Source organism: Sphingopyxis sp. LARHCG72, assembly GCF_052871675.1.
Genome location: NZ_JBIXJU010000001.1, coordinates 1,010,967 through 1,029,237 on the forward strand (window position 1 = coordinate 1,010,967; position 18,271 = coordinate 1,029,237).

At 66.0% G+C, this 18,271-nt stretch carries 15 protein-coding genes; all 15 read left to right on the top strand.

Annotated elements, in window-relative coordinates; translation table 11 throughout:
- Nucleotides 1-3 precede the first annotated feature (3 nt).
- The 15 genes from ACIPPQ_RS04870 to ACIPPQ_RS04940 all read left to right on the top strand — a co-directional run bounded on the left by ACIPPQ_RS04870 (nt 4) and on the right by ACIPPQ_RS04940 (nt 18,254).
- On the top strand, nt 4-912 hold the full coding sequence (locus ACIPPQ_RS04870) for a fumarylacetoacetate hydrolase family protein (RefSeq protein ID WP_446543055.1): 909 nt from the start codon (nt 4-6) through the stop codon (nt 910-912).
- A gap of 10 nt (nt 913-922) precedes the next feature.
- Complete coding sequence (locus ACIPPQ_RS04875; RefSeq protein WP_446543056.1) at nt 923-1,675, top strand: maleate cis-trans isomerase family protein; 753 nt, start codon at nt 923-925, stop codon at nt 1,673-1,675.
- 228 nt (nt 1,676-1,903) lie between these two features.
- Nucleotides 1,904-4,882 carry a DUF2339 domain-containing protein gene (locus tag ACIPPQ_RS04880; protein ID WP_446543057.1) on the top strand — a complete coding sequence of 993 codons (2,979 nt, stop codon included), beginning with the start codon at nt 1,904-1,906 and terminating at the stop codon, nt 4,880-4,882.
- A gap of 325 nt (nt 4,883-5,207) precedes the next feature.
- Nucleotides 5,208-7,268: a phage tail sheath family protein gene (locus ACIPPQ_RS04885; RefSeq protein ID WP_446543058.1), complete on the top strand. Its 2,061-nt coding sequence runs from the start codon at nt 5,208-5,210 to the stop codon at nt 7,266-7,268.
- Nucleotides 7,269-7,284: 16 nt separating this feature from the next.
- On the top strand, nt 7,285-7,806 hold the full coding sequence (locus ACIPPQ_RS04890; RefSeq protein ID WP_327455554.1) for a phage tail protein: 522 nt from the start codon (nt 7,285-7,287) through the stop codon (nt 7,804-7,806).
- Between the two features lie 7 nt (nt 7,807-7,813).
- Nucleotides 7,814-8,575, top strand: a complete 762-nt coding sequence (locus ACIPPQ_RS04895; RefSeq protein WP_446543059.1) for a hypothetical protein — start codon at nt 7,814-7,816, stop codon at nt 8,573-8,575.
- Entirely contained in the window at nt 8,572-9,375 is an 804-nt protein-coding gene (locus ACIPPQ_RS04900) for a hypothetical protein (protein ID WP_446543060.1), read from the top strand. Before ACIPPQ_RS04895 ends, ACIPPQ_RS04900 begins: the two co-directional genes overlap by 4 nt.
- On the top strand, nt 9,372-10,112 hold the full coding sequence (locus ACIPPQ_RS04905; RefSeq protein ID WP_446543061.1) for a DUF4255 domain-containing protein: 741 nt from the start codon (nt 9,372-9,374) through the stop codon (nt 10,110-10,112). Before ACIPPQ_RS04900 ends, ACIPPQ_RS04905 begins: the two co-directional genes overlap by 4 nt.
- On the top strand, nt 10,112-12,028 hold the full coding sequence (locus ACIPPQ_RS04910; RefSeq protein ID WP_446543062.1) for an ATP-binding protein: 1,917 nt from the start codon (nt 10,112-10,114) through the stop codon (nt 12,026-12,028). The genes ACIPPQ_RS04905 and ACIPPQ_RS04910 overlap by 1 nt, the downstream gene beginning before the upstream one ends.
- Nucleotides 12,025-12,264 carry a hypothetical protein gene (locus tag ACIPPQ_RS04915; protein WP_446543063.1) on the top strand — a complete coding sequence of 80 codons (240 nt, stop codon included), beginning with the start codon at nt 12,025-12,027 and terminating at the stop codon, nt 12,262-12,264. Before ACIPPQ_RS04910 ends, ACIPPQ_RS04915 begins: the two co-directional genes overlap by 4 nt.
- Nucleotides 12,261-15,653: an eCIS core domain-containing protein gene (locus ACIPPQ_RS04920; RefSeq protein ID WP_446543064.1), complete on the top strand. Its 3,393-nt coding sequence runs from the start codon at nt 12,261-12,263 to the stop codon at nt 15,651-15,653. The genes ACIPPQ_RS04915 and ACIPPQ_RS04920 overlap by 4 nt, the downstream gene beginning before the upstream one ends.
- Before the next feature lie 10 nt (nt 15,654-15,663).
- Nucleotides 15,664-16,320, top strand: a complete 657-nt coding sequence (locus ACIPPQ_RS04925) for a hypothetical protein (protein WP_446543065.1) — start codon at nt 15,664-15,666, stop codon at nt 16,318-16,320.
- Nucleotides 16,317-16,637, top strand: coding sequence for a hypothetical protein (locus ACIPPQ_RS04930; protein WP_446543066.1), 321 nt, complete (start codon nt 16,317-16,319; stop codon nt 16,635-16,637). Before ACIPPQ_RS04925 ends, ACIPPQ_RS04930 begins: the two co-directional genes overlap by 4 nt.
- A complete protein-coding gene (locus tag ACIPPQ_RS04935) occupies nt 16,624-17,742 on the top strand; it encodes a hypothetical protein (protein ID WP_446543067.1) in 1,119 nt (372 codons plus the stop codon). Before ACIPPQ_RS04930 ends, ACIPPQ_RS04935 begins: the two co-directional genes overlap by 14 nt.
- Nucleotides 17,739-18,254, top strand: a complete 516-nt coding sequence (locus ACIPPQ_RS04940) for a phage baseplate assembly protein V (RefSeq protein ID WP_446543068.1) — start codon at nt 17,739-17,741, stop codon at nt 18,252-18,254. The genes ACIPPQ_RS04935 and ACIPPQ_RS04940 overlap by 4 nt, the downstream gene beginning before the upstream one ends.
- The last annotated feature ends 17 nt before the right edge of the window (nt 18,255-18,271 follow it).

Consider the following 18,271-nt stretch of genomic DNA (forward strand, 5'->3'; position numbering starts at 1 on the left):
ATTATGCGTTTCGTGACATATCGCACGGTCGAGACCGAACCGCGGCTCGGCCTTCTCCATGACGGGCTTGTGATCGACGTCGAATATTTCGGCGATGCGATCGGCAATGACCTGCCGTCGACGATGCTCGATTTTATCGACCTGGGGCCGATCGCGCTGCGCTTCCTGCAGGAAGCCGTCGCGGCCGCGACCACCGCCGACCTGATCGGCACGTCGCTTCCCGAAGGCAATGTTACCCTGCTCGCGCCTATCCCGCGGCCGCGCAAGAATATCTTCGGGATCGGCCTCAACTATACCGAGCATGTTGCTGAATCGGCGCGCTCGCTCGACACGTCGAACGAATTGCCACAGCAGCCGGTGATCTTCTCTAAACCGCCGACCGCGGTCGTCGCTTGGAACGACCCGATCCGCCACAATGCGAAGGTGACGCAACAACTCGACTGGGAAACCGAACTCGCGGTGATCATCGGCAGCGCCGCGCGCCACGTCGCCGAGACCGACGCGCTGAACCATGTGTTCGGCTATACCGTCATCAATGATGTGTCGGCACGCGATTGCCGCCGCGCGGGTCAATGGATCGTGTCGAAGGGACAGGACAGCTTCGCGCCGATGGGGCCGTGCATCGTCACCGCCGACGAGATCGGCGATCCGCACAACCTCAACATCCTGACCCATGTGAACGGGGTCGAAAAGCAGAACAGCAATACGCGCTTCATGTTGTTCAACGTGCCGCAGCTGATCGCCGATATTTCGAGCGTGATGACGCTCGAACCCGGCGACATCATCGCGACCGGAACGCCCGCGGGGGTCGGCGCGGGACGTGATCCGCAGGAGTTCATGTGGCCGGGCGACGTCGTCGAATGCACCGTCGAGGGCATCGGCACGCTCCGCAACCCGATCATCGCAGTTTGAGGCGCTCAAGATGACACGCCCCATCCGAATCGGGCAGATCGTGCCCAGCTCGAACGTCACGATGGAGACCGAGATTCCGGCGCTGCTCCGTGCACGCGAGGCGATCGCGCCCGAACGCTTCACCTTCCACTCGTCGCGGATGCGGATGAAGAAGGTGACGAAGGAAGAACTCGCGGCGATGGACGCCGATTCCGATCGCTGCGCGCTCGAACTCTCCGACGCGGCGGTCGACGTGCTCGGCTATGCCTGCCTCGTCGCGATCATGAGCATGGGCGAAGGCTATCACCGCGTCTCGGAAGCGCGGCTACACCAGCGGACAGTCGAGAATGGCCGCGCCGCGCCCGTGGTCACCAGCGCCGGCGCGCTGGTCGAGGGGCTGGCAACACTGAAAGCCAAACGCATTGCGCTCGTCGCGCCCTATATGAAGCCGCTGACACAGATGGTCGTGTCCTATATTCAGAATGAAGGCGTCGAGGTAACCGACTGGCTTGCGCTAGAAATTCCCGACAATCTCGAAGTCGCGGCGCAGGATCCCGCCAATCTCCTCGACCATTACAAGCGGCTCGACCTGACCGGCATCGACGCGCTCGTGCTGTCGGCGTGCGTCCAGATGCCGTCGCTGCCGTCGGTACAAAAGATCGAGGATGCGATCGGCATTCCTGTTGTGTCGGCGGCGATCTGCACCGCGCACCAGATGCTGGCTCGGCTCGGGCTTTCGACCGAAATTCCCGGTGGCGGCGCCCTGCTTTCGGGCCGGCACTGACTTCTCCCGTGCGCCGGTCAACGGCGCGCGCGCAACCGAACGCGGAGCCGCTCGTTTGACCCTGTCTGCGGGCGGCTTTTGGCGTGCGCTATTGCGCCGCCCGACTTCGGGCATATGCTTGACGGTGAATCTAAAGGTCGTCTCGGCCTTGAGGGAATGGGAATGAAAAGCACACCGCTCGGAACAGGTGGGGGACCGATGATCCTGTCGGGTTCCGGGGCCGCATAGGTGTTCGAACTTTTCGCTTTCCTCGCCATCGTCATTCTCGGCGTGCTGTTGTCGGATACACGGACTCGGCTGAAACGCGCCGAAAAGATCCTCGCTGAAGCCGCCGGGAAGCTCGGCGCGGCCCAAGGTACCGCGAAGGCGCCGGTTGCCGCGGCTAAGCCGGTAGCCGAGCCCCAGAGCGAAACAACGGCGCCGATCTCGGCGCGAGCGGCCGCCAAGGACAGCGCACCATTGCCCGCGATGACGCAGAAGCAAGGCCAGGCGGCGTCTGCGCCAGCTGGTATCGAAGACCGACCATCGCCGCCACCGGCATCTGAGTCGAAAACTCCCGCCGCTCCGGCGAAGCCCGCTCCCCCTGCCAACCTGTCGGCGCGGTTCGAGGATCTGTTCGGCAAGACGCTGCCGATCTGGGCCGGCGGCATCACGCTGGCGATCGCCGGCGTGCTCATCGTGCGCTATGCGATCGACCTCGGCTTCTTTGCCCGGGTCTTCACGCCGGGGGTGCAGGTAGTTGCCGGCATCCTCTTCGGCCTCGGCCTTGTCGGCGGCGCCGAATATGCCTGGCGCAACGAAGCGCGGGTTCGCGACCTCCGCGTGCCGCAGGCGCTGTCGGGCGCCGGTATCGCGACGCTTTATGCCGCGATCATGGTCGCCGCGAACGTCTATGGGTTGATCGGTCCGCTGCTCGCCTTCTTCGGACTGGCGCTCGTCACCGCCGCCGCGCTCGCGCTGTCGCTCCGGTTCGGCCCGCCGAGCGCGCTCCTCGGGCTTGCAGGGGGCCTTGCCGCGCCGGCGCTGGTCGGCGCCCTCGAGCCGAATGTTCCGCTCATCGCCGTCTATCTTGCGCTGACGATCGGCGCGCTCACCGGGGTCGCGCGGATGCGTGGCTGGCCGTGGCTTGCGCTCGCTGCGCTTGCGGGCGGTGCGGGGTGGAGCGTGTGGATGATCTTCGTCGGCGGCGCGCTCGACACGCTCGGTTCGCTGTCGATCGGCGGTTATGTCCTGCTGCTCGGCATCGCCATTCCGCTCTTCGCCTATGAAGGCCCGCGCGCGGCGCTGCTGCGCGCGGCAGCGGCGATCGTCGGCGCGCTGCAACTCGCGCTGCTGGTCGCCTATGCGGGCTTCGCGCCGCTCCACTGGGGACTGTTCGCGCTCCTTGCCGCCGCCGGGCAGTGGCTCGCCTGGCGCGAGTCAAAGCTGGCGATCGTCCCGACAACCAGCCTTGCCCTCTCGGTCCTCCTGATCGCGCTGTGGCCCGACCCGACGCTCTTCTGGCTGACGCTCATTGGCGTTGCGCTGGTACTGATCCACGCGCTGCCGTTGCTCGCGCGACAGTGGACCCCGCCGGCCGAGCTACGCCACACACTGGAACTCTGTTTCCTCGCGATCGCGTTTCCGCTGCTCGCCAAGTGGCAGCTACCAGATATGCGCGACGGTGTGCTTGCGCTCGTTGCGCTCGCGGGCGCGGCGCTCCCGGCGACCGGACTCGCGCGGGGCTGGCGTATCGAAGGCCGCGCCGCCGACCGCCGCTTCGCATGGCTGACCGGAACTGCCGCTGCGCTTGTCGCGCTTGCGCTCGCGCTACTCCTGCCGTTCTGGCTGGCGGCGGTCGCTATTGCCGCCGTCGCGGTGGCGCTGTTGCCGTTCGGCAAGGCGGCGGGCGATCGCAGGATCGAATGGATCGCGGCAGGGTTTTTTGGCGTCGCGCTCGCCGCGCTGATAGCCACGCCGCGCGCGCTCGACGAATTGCCGCGTCTCGCCTTGGGGACGGAGGCGGCGGCTGCGGAAGCTTTCTTGCGCTGGGCAGCGTTCGCGGCGGGCGCGCTGGTCTTCGCGCTCCGCGCCGAACGACCCGTCGTGCTTCGTCTGGGGCAGGCTTTTGCGGCGGCGCTCGCTTATGGCGCCGCTGCGCAGCTGCTTCCGGCTTCGCTGCTCGTCTTCGTGCCCGCGCTTGGCGTCGCGGCGCTGTTGCTTGCGGCGCCGCGCTTCGGCCTCGGCCGGATCGGTGCCGGTGCGGGCGTGTTTGCGGCGATCGCGCTCGGCTGGACGGCGATGCCCGTCGCGATCTGGGTGGGCAAGGCGATGCTCTCGCTCGCCGGCGTGCCGATGGTGATCGACGGCGATTTGCTCGCGGTGGGCGAACTGATCCGCCGCCTCGCGCTTCCCGCGCTGCTGTGCGGCGTTCCGCTCTGGCTGCTCCGCGGAAAATTGCCGCGCTGGCTTCTGGTCGGCGGGATGACGATCGCCGGGGCGATCGGGGTGATTGCGGTCCACGCGCTCTACCGTCTCGGCTTTGCCGCGCTCGCCGGCGGCGATTTCGTGACGACCGGAATTGTGCAGCGCTTCGTCTGGGAGGTGCTGCTGATCGGGCTCGGCTGGCTGCTCTGGCGCCGCGGCATCGTCACCGGCGCGCGCGTGCTGATTGTCGCCGGGACGGCGCATGCCCTCGTCTATGGCCTCATCCTCCACAACCCGCTGTGGGCGGAACAGGCGGTCGGCGGCTGGCCGCTCGTCAATCTGCTCATACCGCTGTTCCTGCTGCCGTGGGTCGGCTTGCGGCTGACGGGCAAGGTCTTCGCGCCCGTTCCAGCGCTGCTTGATCGCTGCGTCCAGTTGCTTACGATGCTGCTCGTCGCGACCTTTGCCTGGGCCAGCCTGCGCCAGCTTTTCCACGGCAGCCTGCTCGTCGAACCCGGCGTCGCGCCGTCGGAGAATATCCTGCGTTCGCTCCTCATCCTACTGCTGGCGATCGGCTTCCTTCTGTGGGGAATCCGCGGACATCGCCGCGACTGGCGGATCGCGTCGCTCGTGCTCATGCTGGGCGCCGTTGGGAAGGTGTTCGTCTTCGATGCGTCGGGGCTGGAAGGACTGCTCCGTATCGGCTCTTTCGTTGCGCTCGGCTTCAGCCTGATCGGGATTGGATGGCTCTATAGCCGACAGCTTCGCGCATCGGGGCCAACGCCGGAGGCCGGAGACTAGGCGCGAAAAACCGGCAATCGGCGGGCGCGTTCGCGCCGTTTCCGGCCATGAATGAGACAAGAATAGGGGCGAAAGTCCCGGTCCGATTGGCGCGGGCCGAAATGTTCCGGGCTTGCGGTCAGGCGCCTTGACTCGTTCGCGGAACGCGTGGCAGCTTCGCCTCCGGCCATGGGACCGCACGAGTCGGGAACATCCGACTGGGCCTAAAAACACAAGTCGCACTCTACCGCGTTGAAGCTGGGTCGCCGTTTTCGGCAGCTCGCAGGTGTCGGTCCGTGCGCTCTGTTTCACGATGCATCGACGCCCTTTTGGGGAGATCAGGTCGATGCTTCAATATAAACATCCGGGTGTCTATACACAGGAATTGCCTAGCGGGGTCCGTACGATTTCCGGCGCGGCGACATCGGTCGCGCTGTTCGTCGGGCCGACGCTGACCGGCATCGACAATCGCGCGATCCGCATCCAGAACTTCGGCGATTTCGAACGCCAGTTCGGCGGCCTGACGCAGACGAGCAGCCTGTCCTATTCGGTGCTCCATTTCTTCGCCAACGGCGGGTCCGAAGCATTTGTGTGGCGCGTCCCGGTGGCAGGCGCTGCAGCGGCGCAATCGGCGCTCAAGCGTGACGTGCCTGGCAACGACGCCTCGCTGACCGTGACCGCCCTGTCAGCCGGACAAGCGAGCAGCGAACTCTATTTGGAGATCGATAGTTTCGATATCGATGGCAAGCCGTTTACTTCGGTGAAAGCGGAGAGGCGCGCCTTCACGCTGACGATCACCGACCGGCTGACCGGGCGCGTCGAGCGTTTTCTGCGCCTGACGACGGCGTCGTCGAGCGCGCGCTTCGCCGAAGCGGTGGTCAACGATCCCGCGACGGGATCGAAGCTGGTCAAGGTCAAGGTCAACGGCATCGACGCGGAGCGGCCGGTCACGACAGGCACAGCGTATAAATTGGCCGACCTGCCCGCGGCGGGGACATTCGGCGCGCCGATCAACACCAATGTACGGATCGCCGTGCGCGACGCGGCGGGTGATGTCGACAATGCGCTATCGCTCACCCTGACCGACGTCGCGGTATTCCCGAACGGCGCGGCGAAGCCTGCCAGTTTGCAGGAAGCCGCAGCCCGTCTGGAAGCCGCGATCAACCTGCATATCCGCCAGACCCCCGCAGCGGATCAGGCAATGCAGGGCGTCGGCGTCATCGTTTCGCTGGCCGAGGGCGGCAAATATCTGCGACTGCGTACCAGCGCCCCCGTCGCCGGCCAGTTCGGCCGCCGCCTGTTCGACGCGACGGTGACGCTCGCCAATCCCGGGACCGGCACCTCCTTCGCCAGCGAGTTCATCATTGGAAGCGCGGCGGTCGCCAATGTGTCGCGTTATGCGCTCGGTGCGCCCTATACGCCCGCCTCCAGCGAACAGATCGTCGGCCCGCCCAGCCTGATTGCGGGTGTCGACGGCAATGCGGCGGCGGCGGGACAGCCCCAAACGACCGCATTCCAGGATGCAGTGCTCGCGCTCGAAGGTCGCGATCCCTTTTTCAACCTGCTCTGCCTGCCCGACCTCGTCCGCCCGGCGGCCGGCAATCCCAAGGGGCTTCACCATCAAACCGCGATGTCGATCTATGGCGAGGCCGCGCGCATCTGCAAGCTCAAGCACGCGTTCCTGCTGATCGACCCGCCGCCCTATGTCGAGGATGTCGGGACAGCCGAAGCGTTCAAGACCAGCGGCATCAGCTTCGCGTCGAGCCATTCCGCAACCTATTTCCCGAATATCCGCGTCGACGATCCGCTGGAGGCAGGCGTGATCCGCAGCCACCCGCCGTCGGGCGCCATGGCAGGGCTCTTCGCGCGCACCGATGGCCAGTTCGGCGTATGGCAGGCGCCCGCCGGGACCGACGCCGTTCTGTCGGGAGTCTATGCGCCGTCGGTCGATCTGTCGGACGCCGATCATGGCGTGCTCAACCCGCTCGGGCTCAACTGCATTCGCAAATTCCCCGTCTATGGCACCGTCAGTTTCGGGTCGCGGACGGTCGATGGCGCAAACGCGCTCGCCAGCGAATGGAAATATGTCCCGGTTCGCCGGACAGCGTCCTATATTTTGCGCAGCCTGAGCGAAGGGCTGCGCTGGGCGGTGCACAAGCCCAATGGCGAACAACTCTGGTCGCAGCTGCGGCTGAACAGCACGGCATTCATGCATGGCCTGTTCCGGCAGGGCGCGTTCAAGGGCGTGTCGGCGCGCGAGGCCTATTTCGTGCAGTGTGACGCCTCCACCACCACCGCCACCGACATCGATCAGGGCGTCGTCAACATTATCGTCGGCTTTGCGCCGCTGAAGCCGGCGGAATTCGTCGTCATCAGCCTGCGCCAAATCGTCCAGCCGCTGGTTTGAGGGAAGGGAGCGTCACATGGGACAGTTTTCAGTCAACGCGCAGCGGTTCGATCCCTACAAGAACTTCAAATTCCGCGTGAAATGGGACGGCCGCTATGTCGCGGGCATTTCCAAGGTGTCGATGCTGAAGCGCACGACCGAGATGATCAAGCATCGCTCGGGCGGTGATCCGTCGACCAGTTCCAAATCGCCTGGCCGCACCGAATATGAAGCGGTGACGCTCGAACGCGGCGTGACCCACGACGTCGATTTCGAACAATGGGCCAACAAGGTCTGGAACTATGGTTCGATTGCCGGGGGCGAAGTGTCGCTCGCCGATTTCCGCAAGGACATCATCATCGAAATGCTCAACGAAGCGGGGCAGACGGTGATCGCCTATAACCTCTATCGCTGCTGGGTGTCCGAATATCAGGCGCTGCCCGATCTCGATTCCAACGCCAATGCGGTGGCGATCGCCAAGCTGAAGCTCGAGATCGAGGGATGGGAGCGCGACTATGCGGTCGTCGAACCCAAGGAACCAAGTTTCGTAGAACCTTGAGCGAGCCATGGAGTCCCGCGACCTCTTGACGCTGCTCGATCATTGGTCGGTCGAGCCCGGCCCGGCCGCCCATGGCCGGCTAGCCGCGCTGCTGGTCGCGCGCGGCGCCGACGAACCTGCGCTGGCAAAGGAAAGCCTGGGCGAGCGCAACCGGCGGCTGATCGCACTGCACGACGATTGGGCGGCGGGCGAGATCGAGGCGCGCGTCGCCTGTACCGCCTGCACAACCGCGAACAGCTTTTCGGTGCCCAAGGCCGCGATGCGCGCGCTGCCGCCGCCGCCGCCCGATGCGGGGATTTCGGTGGAACATGGCGGGCGGTCGCTACGCTATCGCCTGCCGACGATGGCCGATATCGCGGTGGTCGCGGGGATCGGTGACATGTCCGCGATGCGCGCGGCAATGATCGACCGCTGCGCCCTCGACAGCGACGGCGTGCCGGCATCGCAGCTCGACGCGGCGACGATCGACGCGATCGAGGCGGAGTTCGACCGGCTCGATCCGCTCGCCAGCATCGTCGTCGAAAGCGCCTGTTCGGATTGCGGAGCTGCGATTGCCGCGCGCGTCGATCTGGCGGCCTTTGTCGCCGCCGATGTCGATCGCATCCATGCCGCGCTGCTCCGCGATATCGATGCGATCGCGTCGGCCTATGGCTGGACCGAGGCGACGATCGTCGCGCTGCCTGCCGACCGGCGCGCGCGCTATGTCGCGATGATCGCCGACCGCCGTGCGGGACAAGCGCAGCGGACGCGAAGGGTGGCGCTGCGATGAGCGGTTACTGGTCCGCACTCGCGGCCGCAGCGCGCGGCGGAGCGGACGGGCAGGCGGATGCCGCGCCGGTTACCGCGCCGCCGGTCTTCGATGGTGAAGCGGGCGATGACGGCGAAGATTGGGGCGCGCTGGATATCGAAGAGGCCGCGCCTGCGCCCTCCACGGTTCGGCGAACGTCGCGAACAGCCTCCGCCGAACCGGAGCCGCCGCCCTCGAAGGCGGACGGCAACGTCCTGCCACCGACCCTCGAGAAGGACGAGGCATCCGCGCCGGTCTCGCGCACCGCGGTCGACGACGCGCCGCCGGAATTATCCGAAGCGCATCCCGTCGTCCCGGCGCCGCAGCCGGATGCCGATGTCGCGCACCCCCTTGCGGCGCCCATCATCCCCCTCGTGGTGGAGTCGGCTGGATCCCCCGTAGCGCGCGCCACTGAAGAATCGCCGGCATGCTTCGTGACGATGGAGACCGGCAGCGCGGATGGCACGGCGGCGCCGGTCGATAGCGCGCCGGTGGCCGGCGCGCCGGCCACCCAACCGGTCCACGCCGATATTCCTGTCGCCGATCCGGTGGACGCGACGCCGGTCGTCCAGCTCGCCGCAATTGGCGACCTGCAGCTTGGGGAACCCGCGACCACGATGACGGACGACGCTATCCATCCGATCCACGTCCATATCGACCGGATCGATATCCGGCTGGACGTCGCCCCCGGCGCGCCGGTCGTTGATCCGCGCCGGCGCGCGGCGGCACCCGTTGTCGCCCTCGACGATTTCCTGCGGCGCCCGTCGGAGCGCGGCCAATGAGCGCGCGCTTTGCCATCCCGGCAACCAGCTTCGTGTTGAAGGCATTGATCGATGTCGACCTCGCGGTTGCCTATGCGGGGTTCGCGGCGCCCAAGGTTTCGATTGCGCCGCCGCCGCGTCCCTCGGCGACGCCTGCCCCGGCGGCGGCGGGCGCTGGCGCTCAGCCCGAAGCGGCCATGCTCTATCTGTTCCTGCACCATGTGACGCCGAACGCTGCCTATCGTTCGGCCTCGCTCGCCTATGTCGAGAACAGCGGGGAGCTGTCGGTGAAAATGCCGCTCGTGCTCGACCTCCACTATATGCTCGCCGCGACGGGCGCCGACCTTGAGCGCGAGACGCTGCTTGGGGTCGGGATGGCGGCGCTGCACCGCCATGCCATCGTCGAGCGGACCAAGGTCGCGAGCCTGCTCGGTGCGGTGACGATCCCGCCCAGTCCCACGAAGTTGATGGAGCGATTGACCAGCGAGCCGCTCGCCAACCCCGCGCATCATCCCGAACAGATCAAGGTCAGCCAGCACCCGCTCGACATCGACATGTCGACCAAGCTGTGGTCCGCGCTGCAATCGCCGATCCGCCCGAGCGCCTATTATCTCGTCACCACAACTTTCCTCGAAACCGACGAAAGCCGGATCGACGGTCGCGCAGTATCCGACGTTGTCATCGCGGGCCGCCCCAACGCCAACCCGGCGTCGGATGACGGCGAGGACGCGGTGATCGTCGTGAGCGACGCGCCGTGATGCGCGCCGGTGCCCCCTTGCTCGCGCTGGCCGAGGCAGCAGCGCTGGCGGCATTCGCGGGCGAGGACGCGGATGGGTTTGGGGCGTTGCTGCCCGCGCTCGCCCTCCAATCGCCTGACCATGCCCTGCTGCGTATCGCCGATGGCTTCGCGCTTGACGATGGCGAGGCGCAATTGATCATGCTGCTCTATGCGGCGGCCCAGTCCGAGGCTGTCGCGACCGCGGTACATGATACGGCGCGCACCGACCGGCGCGGTATGCCGCTGTGGCTGGCGCTACGGCTTTTGCCCGCACTCCGCCCTCACCATATGACGGCGTCGGCTCCTCTGATGCGCTTCGGCTTTATCGGGCGCGAGGCCGATACGCCGCCGATCGATGCCCGGATCTGGCTCGACCAAGCGGTGATCGACCGGCTGGCCGGCGGTGCGCCGCGCGATGCGGCGATCGCGGCGCGCTTTGCAGAGATGGTCCCTGGCGGCGAGGCGGTTTCGCCCGCGTTGCCCGCAGCGATGCACGACGCGCTGGCCGCGCGCGGACCCGACAATCTGTCGCCGCTTCTGGTCGGGATGTCCGATGGCGATGTGCTCGCCGGCGGCTTCGCGGCATTGGGTTTGCGCCCCTTTCGCCTGCGTGCGGCGGACATTCCCGCCGATCCCGAGGCGCGCGACCGGCTGGCACAGGCGTGGAGCCGTGAAGCCGCGCTCGACGGCGCCGCGCTGATCCTGTCGGTCGACGAAATGCACGCCGTCGATGCGGCCGCCTTCGCCGAAGCGGTCGCCGGGCATGTGGCGATCGCCGGATCGGTACCGTTGCCGCCGATGCGCCGCGCGCAGCGGGCGCTCGCGACGACGGCAACACCGCGCGACGCCGCGCTCGGTCGCTGGCGGCATGCGCTCGGCGACGTGCGTGCCGCGCGTCTGGGTACCGGCGTTGCACGCGTCGCGGCGCAGTTCCGGCTTTCGGCGGCGGAGATCGACGCGGTTGCCGCGCGCACCGCGCCGCTGATCGACGCGGCCGCCGATGCGGACGCGGCGATGCGCATCCTGTGGCATCATGCCGGTCGCGCCGGGCTGGCGACTCCCGTGCCCGGGGTCACGATCGTCGAGCCGGTTTACGACTGGGACGACATCATCCTGCCGCCGCCTGCCGAACAGGCGCTGCGCCGGATCGAAAGCCATGTCCGCCATGCCGCGCAAGTGTTCGACCAATGGGGTTTCTCGCGCGCGATGGGCGCGCGCGGGCGCGGGGTGGTCGCGCTGTTCGCCGGTCCCAGCGGCACCGGCAAGACGATGGCGGCAGAGGTGCTCGCGAGTTCGCTCGACCTTAGGATGATGCTGATCGACTTCAGCCAGATCATCAGCAAATATGTCGGTGAAACGCCGAAGAATATCGCCGCCGCCTTCGACGCGGCCGAGCGGTCGGGTGCGGTGATGGTGTGGAACGAGGGCGACGCCGTCTGGGGCGCGCGCGGCAGCGTCGGCCACGCAACCGATCGCCACGTCAATGCCGAGGTCGGCGACCTGCTCCAGCGGATCGAGGCGTTCGACGGGTTCACGATCGTGACCACCAATATGCGGCACGCGATCGACCCCGCGTTCCTGCGCCGCTTCCGCTTTTCGATCGATTTCCCGATGCCGGCGGCCGCCGAGCGCGTCCGCCTGTGGCAGCGGGCCTTTCCCAGCGAGGCGCCGGTCGAGGCAATCGACTGGCGGGCGCTCGCGGACCTGCCGCTGTCGGGCGGCAGCATCCGCGGCATCGCGCTGGGCGCCGCTTTCCTGGCCGCCGAGCGCGGCACCGCGATCGACGCCTCGCTGATCGAGGCCGAACTGGCCGAGGAGATGCGCAAGCAGGACCAGCCGATGCCTGCGATCGACTGGGCGGGGCAGATCGCCGCCGGGCCGGGGACGGTGCAATGACCGGCGGCGGCTTCCGGGATGTGCCCGCGAGCCTGTCGATCGGGCGCCTGACGATCACCGCGGCATCGCGCATCGAGGCGCGGCGGCTGGCCGACGCCCTTCCCGATGCGATCGCGCGCGCGGTAGAGCGGGAACGTGGCGGGGCGGCCGATACTTCGCTTCGCGCGGCGCCGGTCGATCATGTTACCGCCGAAATCCTGCGCGCGATCGCGCCGCGACTGGAGCGCGAACGATGAGGGCGCTGGCGCAGCAGGACTTGGTGATGCGCCCGGCGCCGCTGCCGGTTCCGCAGCGCACGCGTCCGGGGACGGTGCTCGCGCAGGCGAAATCGACCCTCGGTTCGGGCGCATCGACGCTCTCGGCCCCGCCGATCGTCGATGCGGGGCGCCCGCTCGATCAAGGGACGCGGAGCAGCATGGAAAGCGGTTTCGGACGGGATTTTTCGCATATCCGCGTGCACGACGACGCACGCGCGCACGACAATGCTCGTGCATTGGGCGCGCGCGCTTATGCCGCGGGCGACAATATCGTCTTTGGCGAGGGCGCCTACCGTCCCGAAAGCAGCAGCGGCCGCGCCCTGATCGCGCACGAACTGGCGCACAGCGTCCAGCAGGGCGGGGTACAGATGAAGGCCGACGGTCCGATGCCCCCGGCCGCCGACGCCGAACTCGAGGCGCAGGCGGATCGCGCGGCCGCGGCGGTCACCGCGGGACGCGCCGCTCCGGCGCTGTCGCGGATCGGAACGCCTGCCGTTTTCCGGGCCAAAATCGACGACCCCGCACCCTCGGGATCGGCCGCCAGGGCCGACGCTGGTCCGGCGGCGGGCTTGCCGAGCGGCTGGACGATCATCGAGCCGAAGCCCGCCAACCCGGGCACCGACCGGCTGGTCGTGGCGGTATCGGGCTTCACGCTCCCCGAAGTGAAGGGGCGCGGCCCGTGGGTGCAGCAGGTCTATGACATGCACAAGCCAGACCGGCTGATTTTCAGCCCGATATTCAAGGGCAAGGGTGCCACCGTCGACACATATGACAATGTCGCGGCCTATAAGGAGGGAAGCGAGAAATATAAGACGATCTGGCTGAACAAATATGGCTTCACGACGCTGAAATCGCTTGCCGCGGGGTTCAAGACTGCGGCGGCAAACAATGCCGACCTGAAAACGAAAATCGAAAAAAAGGAAGTTGCGGGCATCCTCAAGGGCTTTGGCAAGGAACGCCTGACTGACGCCAAATGCGACATCGACCATATCGTCGAAAAGCAGCTCCAGGGAACGAGTTCGCCGGCCAATCTGCAACTGCTGGGCTCGGCGAAGAACCAGGCATCGGGGCGCGAAACCTATCAGCAGCTGGTCGGTCTTGTCGGCATGCTGAAGGGGACGGATTATGGCCATGTTCGCGAATTGCAGCTGCGTTTCGTCGATGGCATCTCCGTCAAGCCCGACACCGATCCAAGCGACGGCAGCCAGATTATCGAAGAGGCGCTGCGCAACAAGATCGTGACCGGGACCGACGTGGTCCCGGCCAATGTCGAGGGCGATCCCGTCACGATGACGGCAGGCGGGGCGCCCGAAACCATGAAGGTCCGGCCGACGGGGCCAACTCCCATCGATTTCAATTTCAAGCGCATCGTTCCGGGAATGCGGCTGACGAGCTACAGCCGTACCAAGAAAAAGGGGGCGGGCCTCCCCGACGACATCGAGGCGGTACTCGACGGCAAGCTGGTCAAGACGACGGGCAAGACGAGTGAACTCGTCCAGCTCGACGCCATTCTTCAGAAAGAAACGCCGGCCGTCGCGGCCAAACCATCCGATGGTGCGGAAGAGGGCAAGGAGGCCAACGAGCGGCGGGTCGTGAAGCTGCGCAAGACGAAGCAGAATGAAAAGATCGAGTTTCACTACCCCTATCTGAGTCCCGGCTGGATCAAGCCCGAAATCGATGATGCCGGAAATGTCCGGGGCACCGGGGTGATCAAATCGTCGATCCCGATGCTGGGCGACGTGGGTATCAATTTCGGCCCCGACCTGCTCGAAGCGCGCGTTCCGATCCAGGCATCGAAACTGAAGTCGCCGATTCCCGGCCTGCGCTTCACCGAGGGCGCCTTCGCGCTCCAGCTGTCGCCGAATTTCGTTCCCAGCGGGACCGTGAAATTCGAAATCGGCCCGAAGGGCAAACCGATCATTCTGGGTGACGTGACCGCAAAGATCGCTGGCGGCGCCTTCTTGGCCGAAGGAACGATCGTCCCCGGTGTCGGGATTCCCGGCGTCAAGGAAGCCAGTGGCAAGGTCCGCTTCCATTCCGAGCAGGGCTGGTCGGGCGAGCTCAAGATCAACAGCACGTCCGTGCCGAACACGGTGATCGATGTGCGCGTGCTGATGGCGCAAAAGGGCGACAAGCTCGACATCGAGGCGGAGGGCGGCGCCAAGGTCACCGTCAACGACAAGACGTTCGACCTAACCGCCAAATGGGCCGACGGCAGCATCACCTATCGCGGTGCCGCGCGCTGGGAAAAACCTTTCAAGATCATCGATGCGATCGAGGCGAAATTTTACTACCGCGATGGGTATCTGAAGGTCACCGGAGGCGGGGCCTTTACCTTCCGCAACCAGTGGAAGGGCGACATCACGCTCACTTACGAGCGCTTCTCGGGCGGCGGCGTCAAGGTCGAGGGCGTCGCTAATGTCGATGTCGAAACGAAGGACAAGAAGGGCAAGGGATCGCTCAAGGGCGGGATTGACGAACGCGGCCGGCTGTTTGGTACCGGCACGATAATCTATCAGCTCACGCCGACGATCCAGCCCAAGCTGACCGTCGAGCTCAGCAGGGAAAATCACCTCAGGATCACGGGCGCGGTGACGCTCGGCCCGTACAAGATATTCGACCGGTACCCGAAGGACGGCAAGGGCGAGCGCGATCTGTTCAAGATCACGACCCCCGGATTCTCGATCCCGACGCCGATCCCGGCGGTCCGGGCCTATGTCAAATTTTACGCGGGCGTCGGCTACAGCGTTTTCTTCGGCCCCGGGATGGTCGAAAGCGTCAAGATCAGCGGTTCGTTCGACCCGCTGGAGGAAAATCCCAACATCACTGCCGACCTGAACGCGCGCTTCGTCTGCGAAGCGGGATTCGGGCTGAAGGGCGAATTCGGAGCGATCCTTGGAGTAGACGTCCTGTTCGGCGCCGGCGATGTCCATGGCACGATCAAGGTGATCCCCCGGATTACGGCGACCACCAAAGCCGATGTCGAAGCCAAGGGCCATTATGAGAAAGGCAATTTCACCGTCGGGATAAAGCCCGAGTTCAGCATGAGTCTCGACGCGTCGCTCGGCATCGGCGGCGCGGTGACCATCTCGGCGCTGTGGGGCCTGCTCAGCCACACCTGGGATTTCGATATCGCAAGTTTTACAGTCAATCTTGGCAAGAAGACCGTCAATTTCGGCGAGTTTTCGACGAGTTTCGGAAGCGGCAAGGAAATGCCCGACGCGACCGAAAAGGCCAAGCTGTCCGATGTCGACCCGATGGGCGTGATCAAGGACATTCTGGCGCGGCGGAACGCCAAGAGCGCGGCGAATCCCAATTACGATCCCGATGCCCGGCCGCCCCGTGACCATATCGGCAACAAGGTATGAGGTGCGCGCGATGACCAGCTTCCCCGGATCCCCGCGCACCCTGAAGGGCGGCTTTGTGCTGATGGATGCCGACGGCAAGGCGGTGCTTCGTACCGTTGCGTTCCAGTATAATCCCGACAGCCTGTCGCGCACCTTGACCCCGCGCGGTGCCAAGGTCGACGCCGGCGACCGGCTCGAAGGACTGCGGCTCGTCGGCCCCCCGATCGAAACGATCAAGATCGAGATCGAGATCGATGCGACCGACCGGCTGGAACATCCCGCGTCGAACGCCGATACCGTCGCGAACGGCATCGCGGCCGAGCTCGCGGAGCTCGAGATGATCATATCGCCCGCGCCCGACGATATCGCCGCCGCCGACGGCCTTGCGCGCAGCGGGACGCTGGAGGTGCTGCCGCTGCCGTCGCCTCTGGTGCTGCTGGCGCTCGGGCGCAACCGGCTGATTCCGGTGCGGATCACCGAATTGAGCATTGTCGAAGAGGCGTTCGATACGCAGCTCAATCCGATCCGTGCGCGCGTGTCGCTGGGTCTGCGGGCGTTGTCGATCGACGATCTCGCCTTCGGCAGCAAGGGCGCCGAATTGTTCATGGTGGCGGCGCGGCGCCGCGACCGGATGGCGAAACGCCGCCCGCCGAACATGCAGGCGCTGGGCCTGACGGGGGTACCATGACCGATTACTACGCCCCCAACAGCCGCTATCGCGGACTGGCCTTTCGCAGCGTGACGAAGGGCGACGGTACGACGGTTGAATTCGTCGGGCGGCGGATCATCCCCGCGCTGTCGCGTTACCGCGCGCTCACCCGCCACCGCGCCAGTGGCGACGAGCGCATCGACATGGTTGCGGCCGAAGCCTTTGGCGATCCCGAACTTTACTGGCGGATCTGCGATGCCAATGGCGACGCCGACCCCGGCGCCGCCGCGAAGCCCGCAGGCCGCCTGATCGTGATTCCCCTGCCGCTGGAGATTGCCGACGATGGCGACGCTTAGGGGAATCCAGCTCACCCTCCTGATGGGGCCGATCGCCGTCGCGCCGGTGCCGGTGGCGGTCATCGACGCGCTCGAAAGCGCGCAGGTCACATCGGCGGTCGGGCAGCGTTCGGGTTTCCAGATCAGCTTCACCTATTCGAAAACCTCGCCGATCGCGACGACGCTGATCCCCGCGGGCTATTTCGACCCGATGGTCCGCGTGATCCTCGTCGCGACGATCAACGGGATGCCAAAGGTGCTCGCCGACGGCCCGATCAAGCGGCAGGACGTCGTCGCATCGTCGCAGCCGGGCGAAAACCGGCTGACGATCACCGGCGAGGATGTCTCCGGCTATATGGACGTGATCGACTTTTCGGGTTTTCCCTTTCCCGGGATGCCGACGGTCGCCCGCGTCGCGGCGCTGATCGCCAAATATGCGCCGCTGGGTATCATCCCGCTGCCCATCCCCGAAATCTTCACCTCGATATCGCTTCCGACCGAAGCGATCCCGCACCAGCAGGGCACCGACTATCAATATCTGAACAAGATGGCGGCGGAGGCGGGCTATGAATTCTATATCACGCCGGGCCCCGCGCCGGGGACGAACACCGCTTATTGGGGGCCGCAGGTGCGGATCGGCCTGCCGCAACCGGCGCTGACCGTCGACATGGATCATGCCAGCAATATCGACAGCCTGTCGTTCAGTGCCGACGGCGCCGCGGCGGTCCTGCCCTATGGTTTCGTCAAGGCGGGCGGCTTCTCGATCCCCGTTCCGGTTCCCAACATCTCGTTGCTCGCGCCTCCGTTGGCTGTACGTCCGCTGATCCCGACGAAGACGAAGTTGATCGATACCGAACGGCACAAAATGCCCAAGGTCATGTCGCTGCTGCTCGCGCAGCGAGCGGCGACCGACCCGGTCACGGCAAGCGGCAGTTTCGATCTTGCACGTTATGGCAAACCGCTCGACGCGCGCAGCCTTGTCGGCGTGCGCGGGGCGGGGCTCGCCCACGACGGGCTCTATTATGTCCGCTCGGTCACGCACACGCTCGGCCGCGGAAGCTGGAAGCAATCGTTCCAGATGTCGCGCGATGGCTTGATCAGCAATTTGCCCGTGGTGCCGACATGAACGCCGGCCCCCGCTATTTTGGCAAGTATCGCGCGACGGTGCTCAACAATCTGGATGCCCAGAACCAGGGGCGCATCCAGGTCCAGCTCGGCGATCGTTATGGTCCCTTTCCCTCGACATGGGCGCTTCCGTGCTTGCCGCTTGCCGGTCGGATGTCGGCGTCGATGGTGTCCTTGCCCGCGGTCGGATCGATGGTCTGGATCGAGTTTGAGGCAGGCGATCCCGATTTCCCGATCTGGAGCGGCGGTTTCTGGCCCGACCCAGCGGGTTTCCCGATGGAGGCACTGCTCGGCGCAACACCCGCCAATCCCAATATCCACCTTCAGACGACATCGGGAACGACGGTCACCCTGTCGGACAATCCGATGCAGCAGGTAATGATCAAGACGGTTTCGGGGGCGATGATCAGCATCGGCGGGACGGGCGTCGTCATTTCCAATGGGCAGGGTGCGACGATCGCAATGACCGGGAAATCGGTCATCATCAACGAGGGTGCCCTGATCATCACTTGAGGAGGGGAAGGAGACAA

Excerpts from the sequence above, each read along its gene's own strand:
- ACIPPQ_RS04920 (WP_446543064.1), top strand. The coding sequence starts at position 12,261 with ATGAGGGCGCTGGCGCAGCAGGACTTGGTGATGCGCCCGGCGCCGCTG.
- ACIPPQ_RS04885 (WP_446543058.1), top strand. The coding sequence starts at position 5,208 with ATGCTTCAATATAAACATCCGGGTGTCTATACACAGGAATTGCCTAGC.
- ACIPPQ_RS04895 (WP_446543059.1), top strand. The coding sequence starts at position 7,814 with ATGGAGTCCCGCGACCTCTTGACGCTGCTCGATCATTGGTCGGTCGAG.
- ACIPPQ_RS04905 (WP_446543061.1), top strand. The coding sequence starts at position 9,372 with ATGAGCGCGCGCTTTGCCATCCCGGCAACCAGCTTCGTGTTGAAGGCA.
- ACIPPQ_RS04940 (WP_446543068.1), top strand. The coding sequence starts at position 17,739 with ATGAACGCCGGCCCCCGCTATTTTGGCAAGTATCGCGCGACGGTGCTC.
- ACIPPQ_RS04900 (WP_446543060.1), top strand. The coding sequence starts at position 8,572 with ATGAGCGGTTACTGGTCCGCACTCGCGGCCGCAGCGCGCGGCGGAGCG.
- ACIPPQ_RS04915 (WP_446543063.1), top strand. The coding sequence starts at position 12,025 with ATGACCGGCGGCGGCTTCCGGGATGTGCCCGCGAGCCTGTCGATCGGG.
- ACIPPQ_RS04870 (WP_446543055.1), top strand. The coding sequence starts at position 4 with ATGCGTTTCGTGACATATCGCACGGTCGAGACCGAACCGCGGCTCGGC.
- ACIPPQ_RS04890 (WP_327455554.1), top strand. The coding sequence starts at position 7,285 with ATGGGACAGTTTTCAGTCAACGCGCAGCGGTTCGATCCCTACAAGAAC.
- ACIPPQ_RS04930 (WP_446543066.1), top strand. The coding sequence starts at position 16,317 with ATGACCGATTACTACGCCCCCAACAGCCGCTATCGCGGACTGGCCTTT.
- ACIPPQ_RS04875 (WP_446543056.1), top strand. The coding sequence starts at position 923 with ATGACACGCCCCATCCGAATCGGGCAGATCGTGCCCAGCTCGAACGTC.
- ACIPPQ_RS04925 (WP_446543065.1), top strand. The coding sequence starts at position 15,664 with ATGACCAGCTTCCCCGGATCCCCGCGCACCCTGAAGGGCGGCTTTGTG.
- ACIPPQ_RS04910 (WP_446543062.1), top strand. The coding sequence starts at position 10,112 with ATGCGCGCCGGTGCCCCCTTGCTCGCGCTGGCCGAGGCAGCAGCGCTG.
- ACIPPQ_RS04935 (WP_446543067.1), top strand. The coding sequence starts at position 16,624 with ATGGCGACGCTTAGGGGAATCCAGCTCACCCTCCTGATGGGGCCGATC.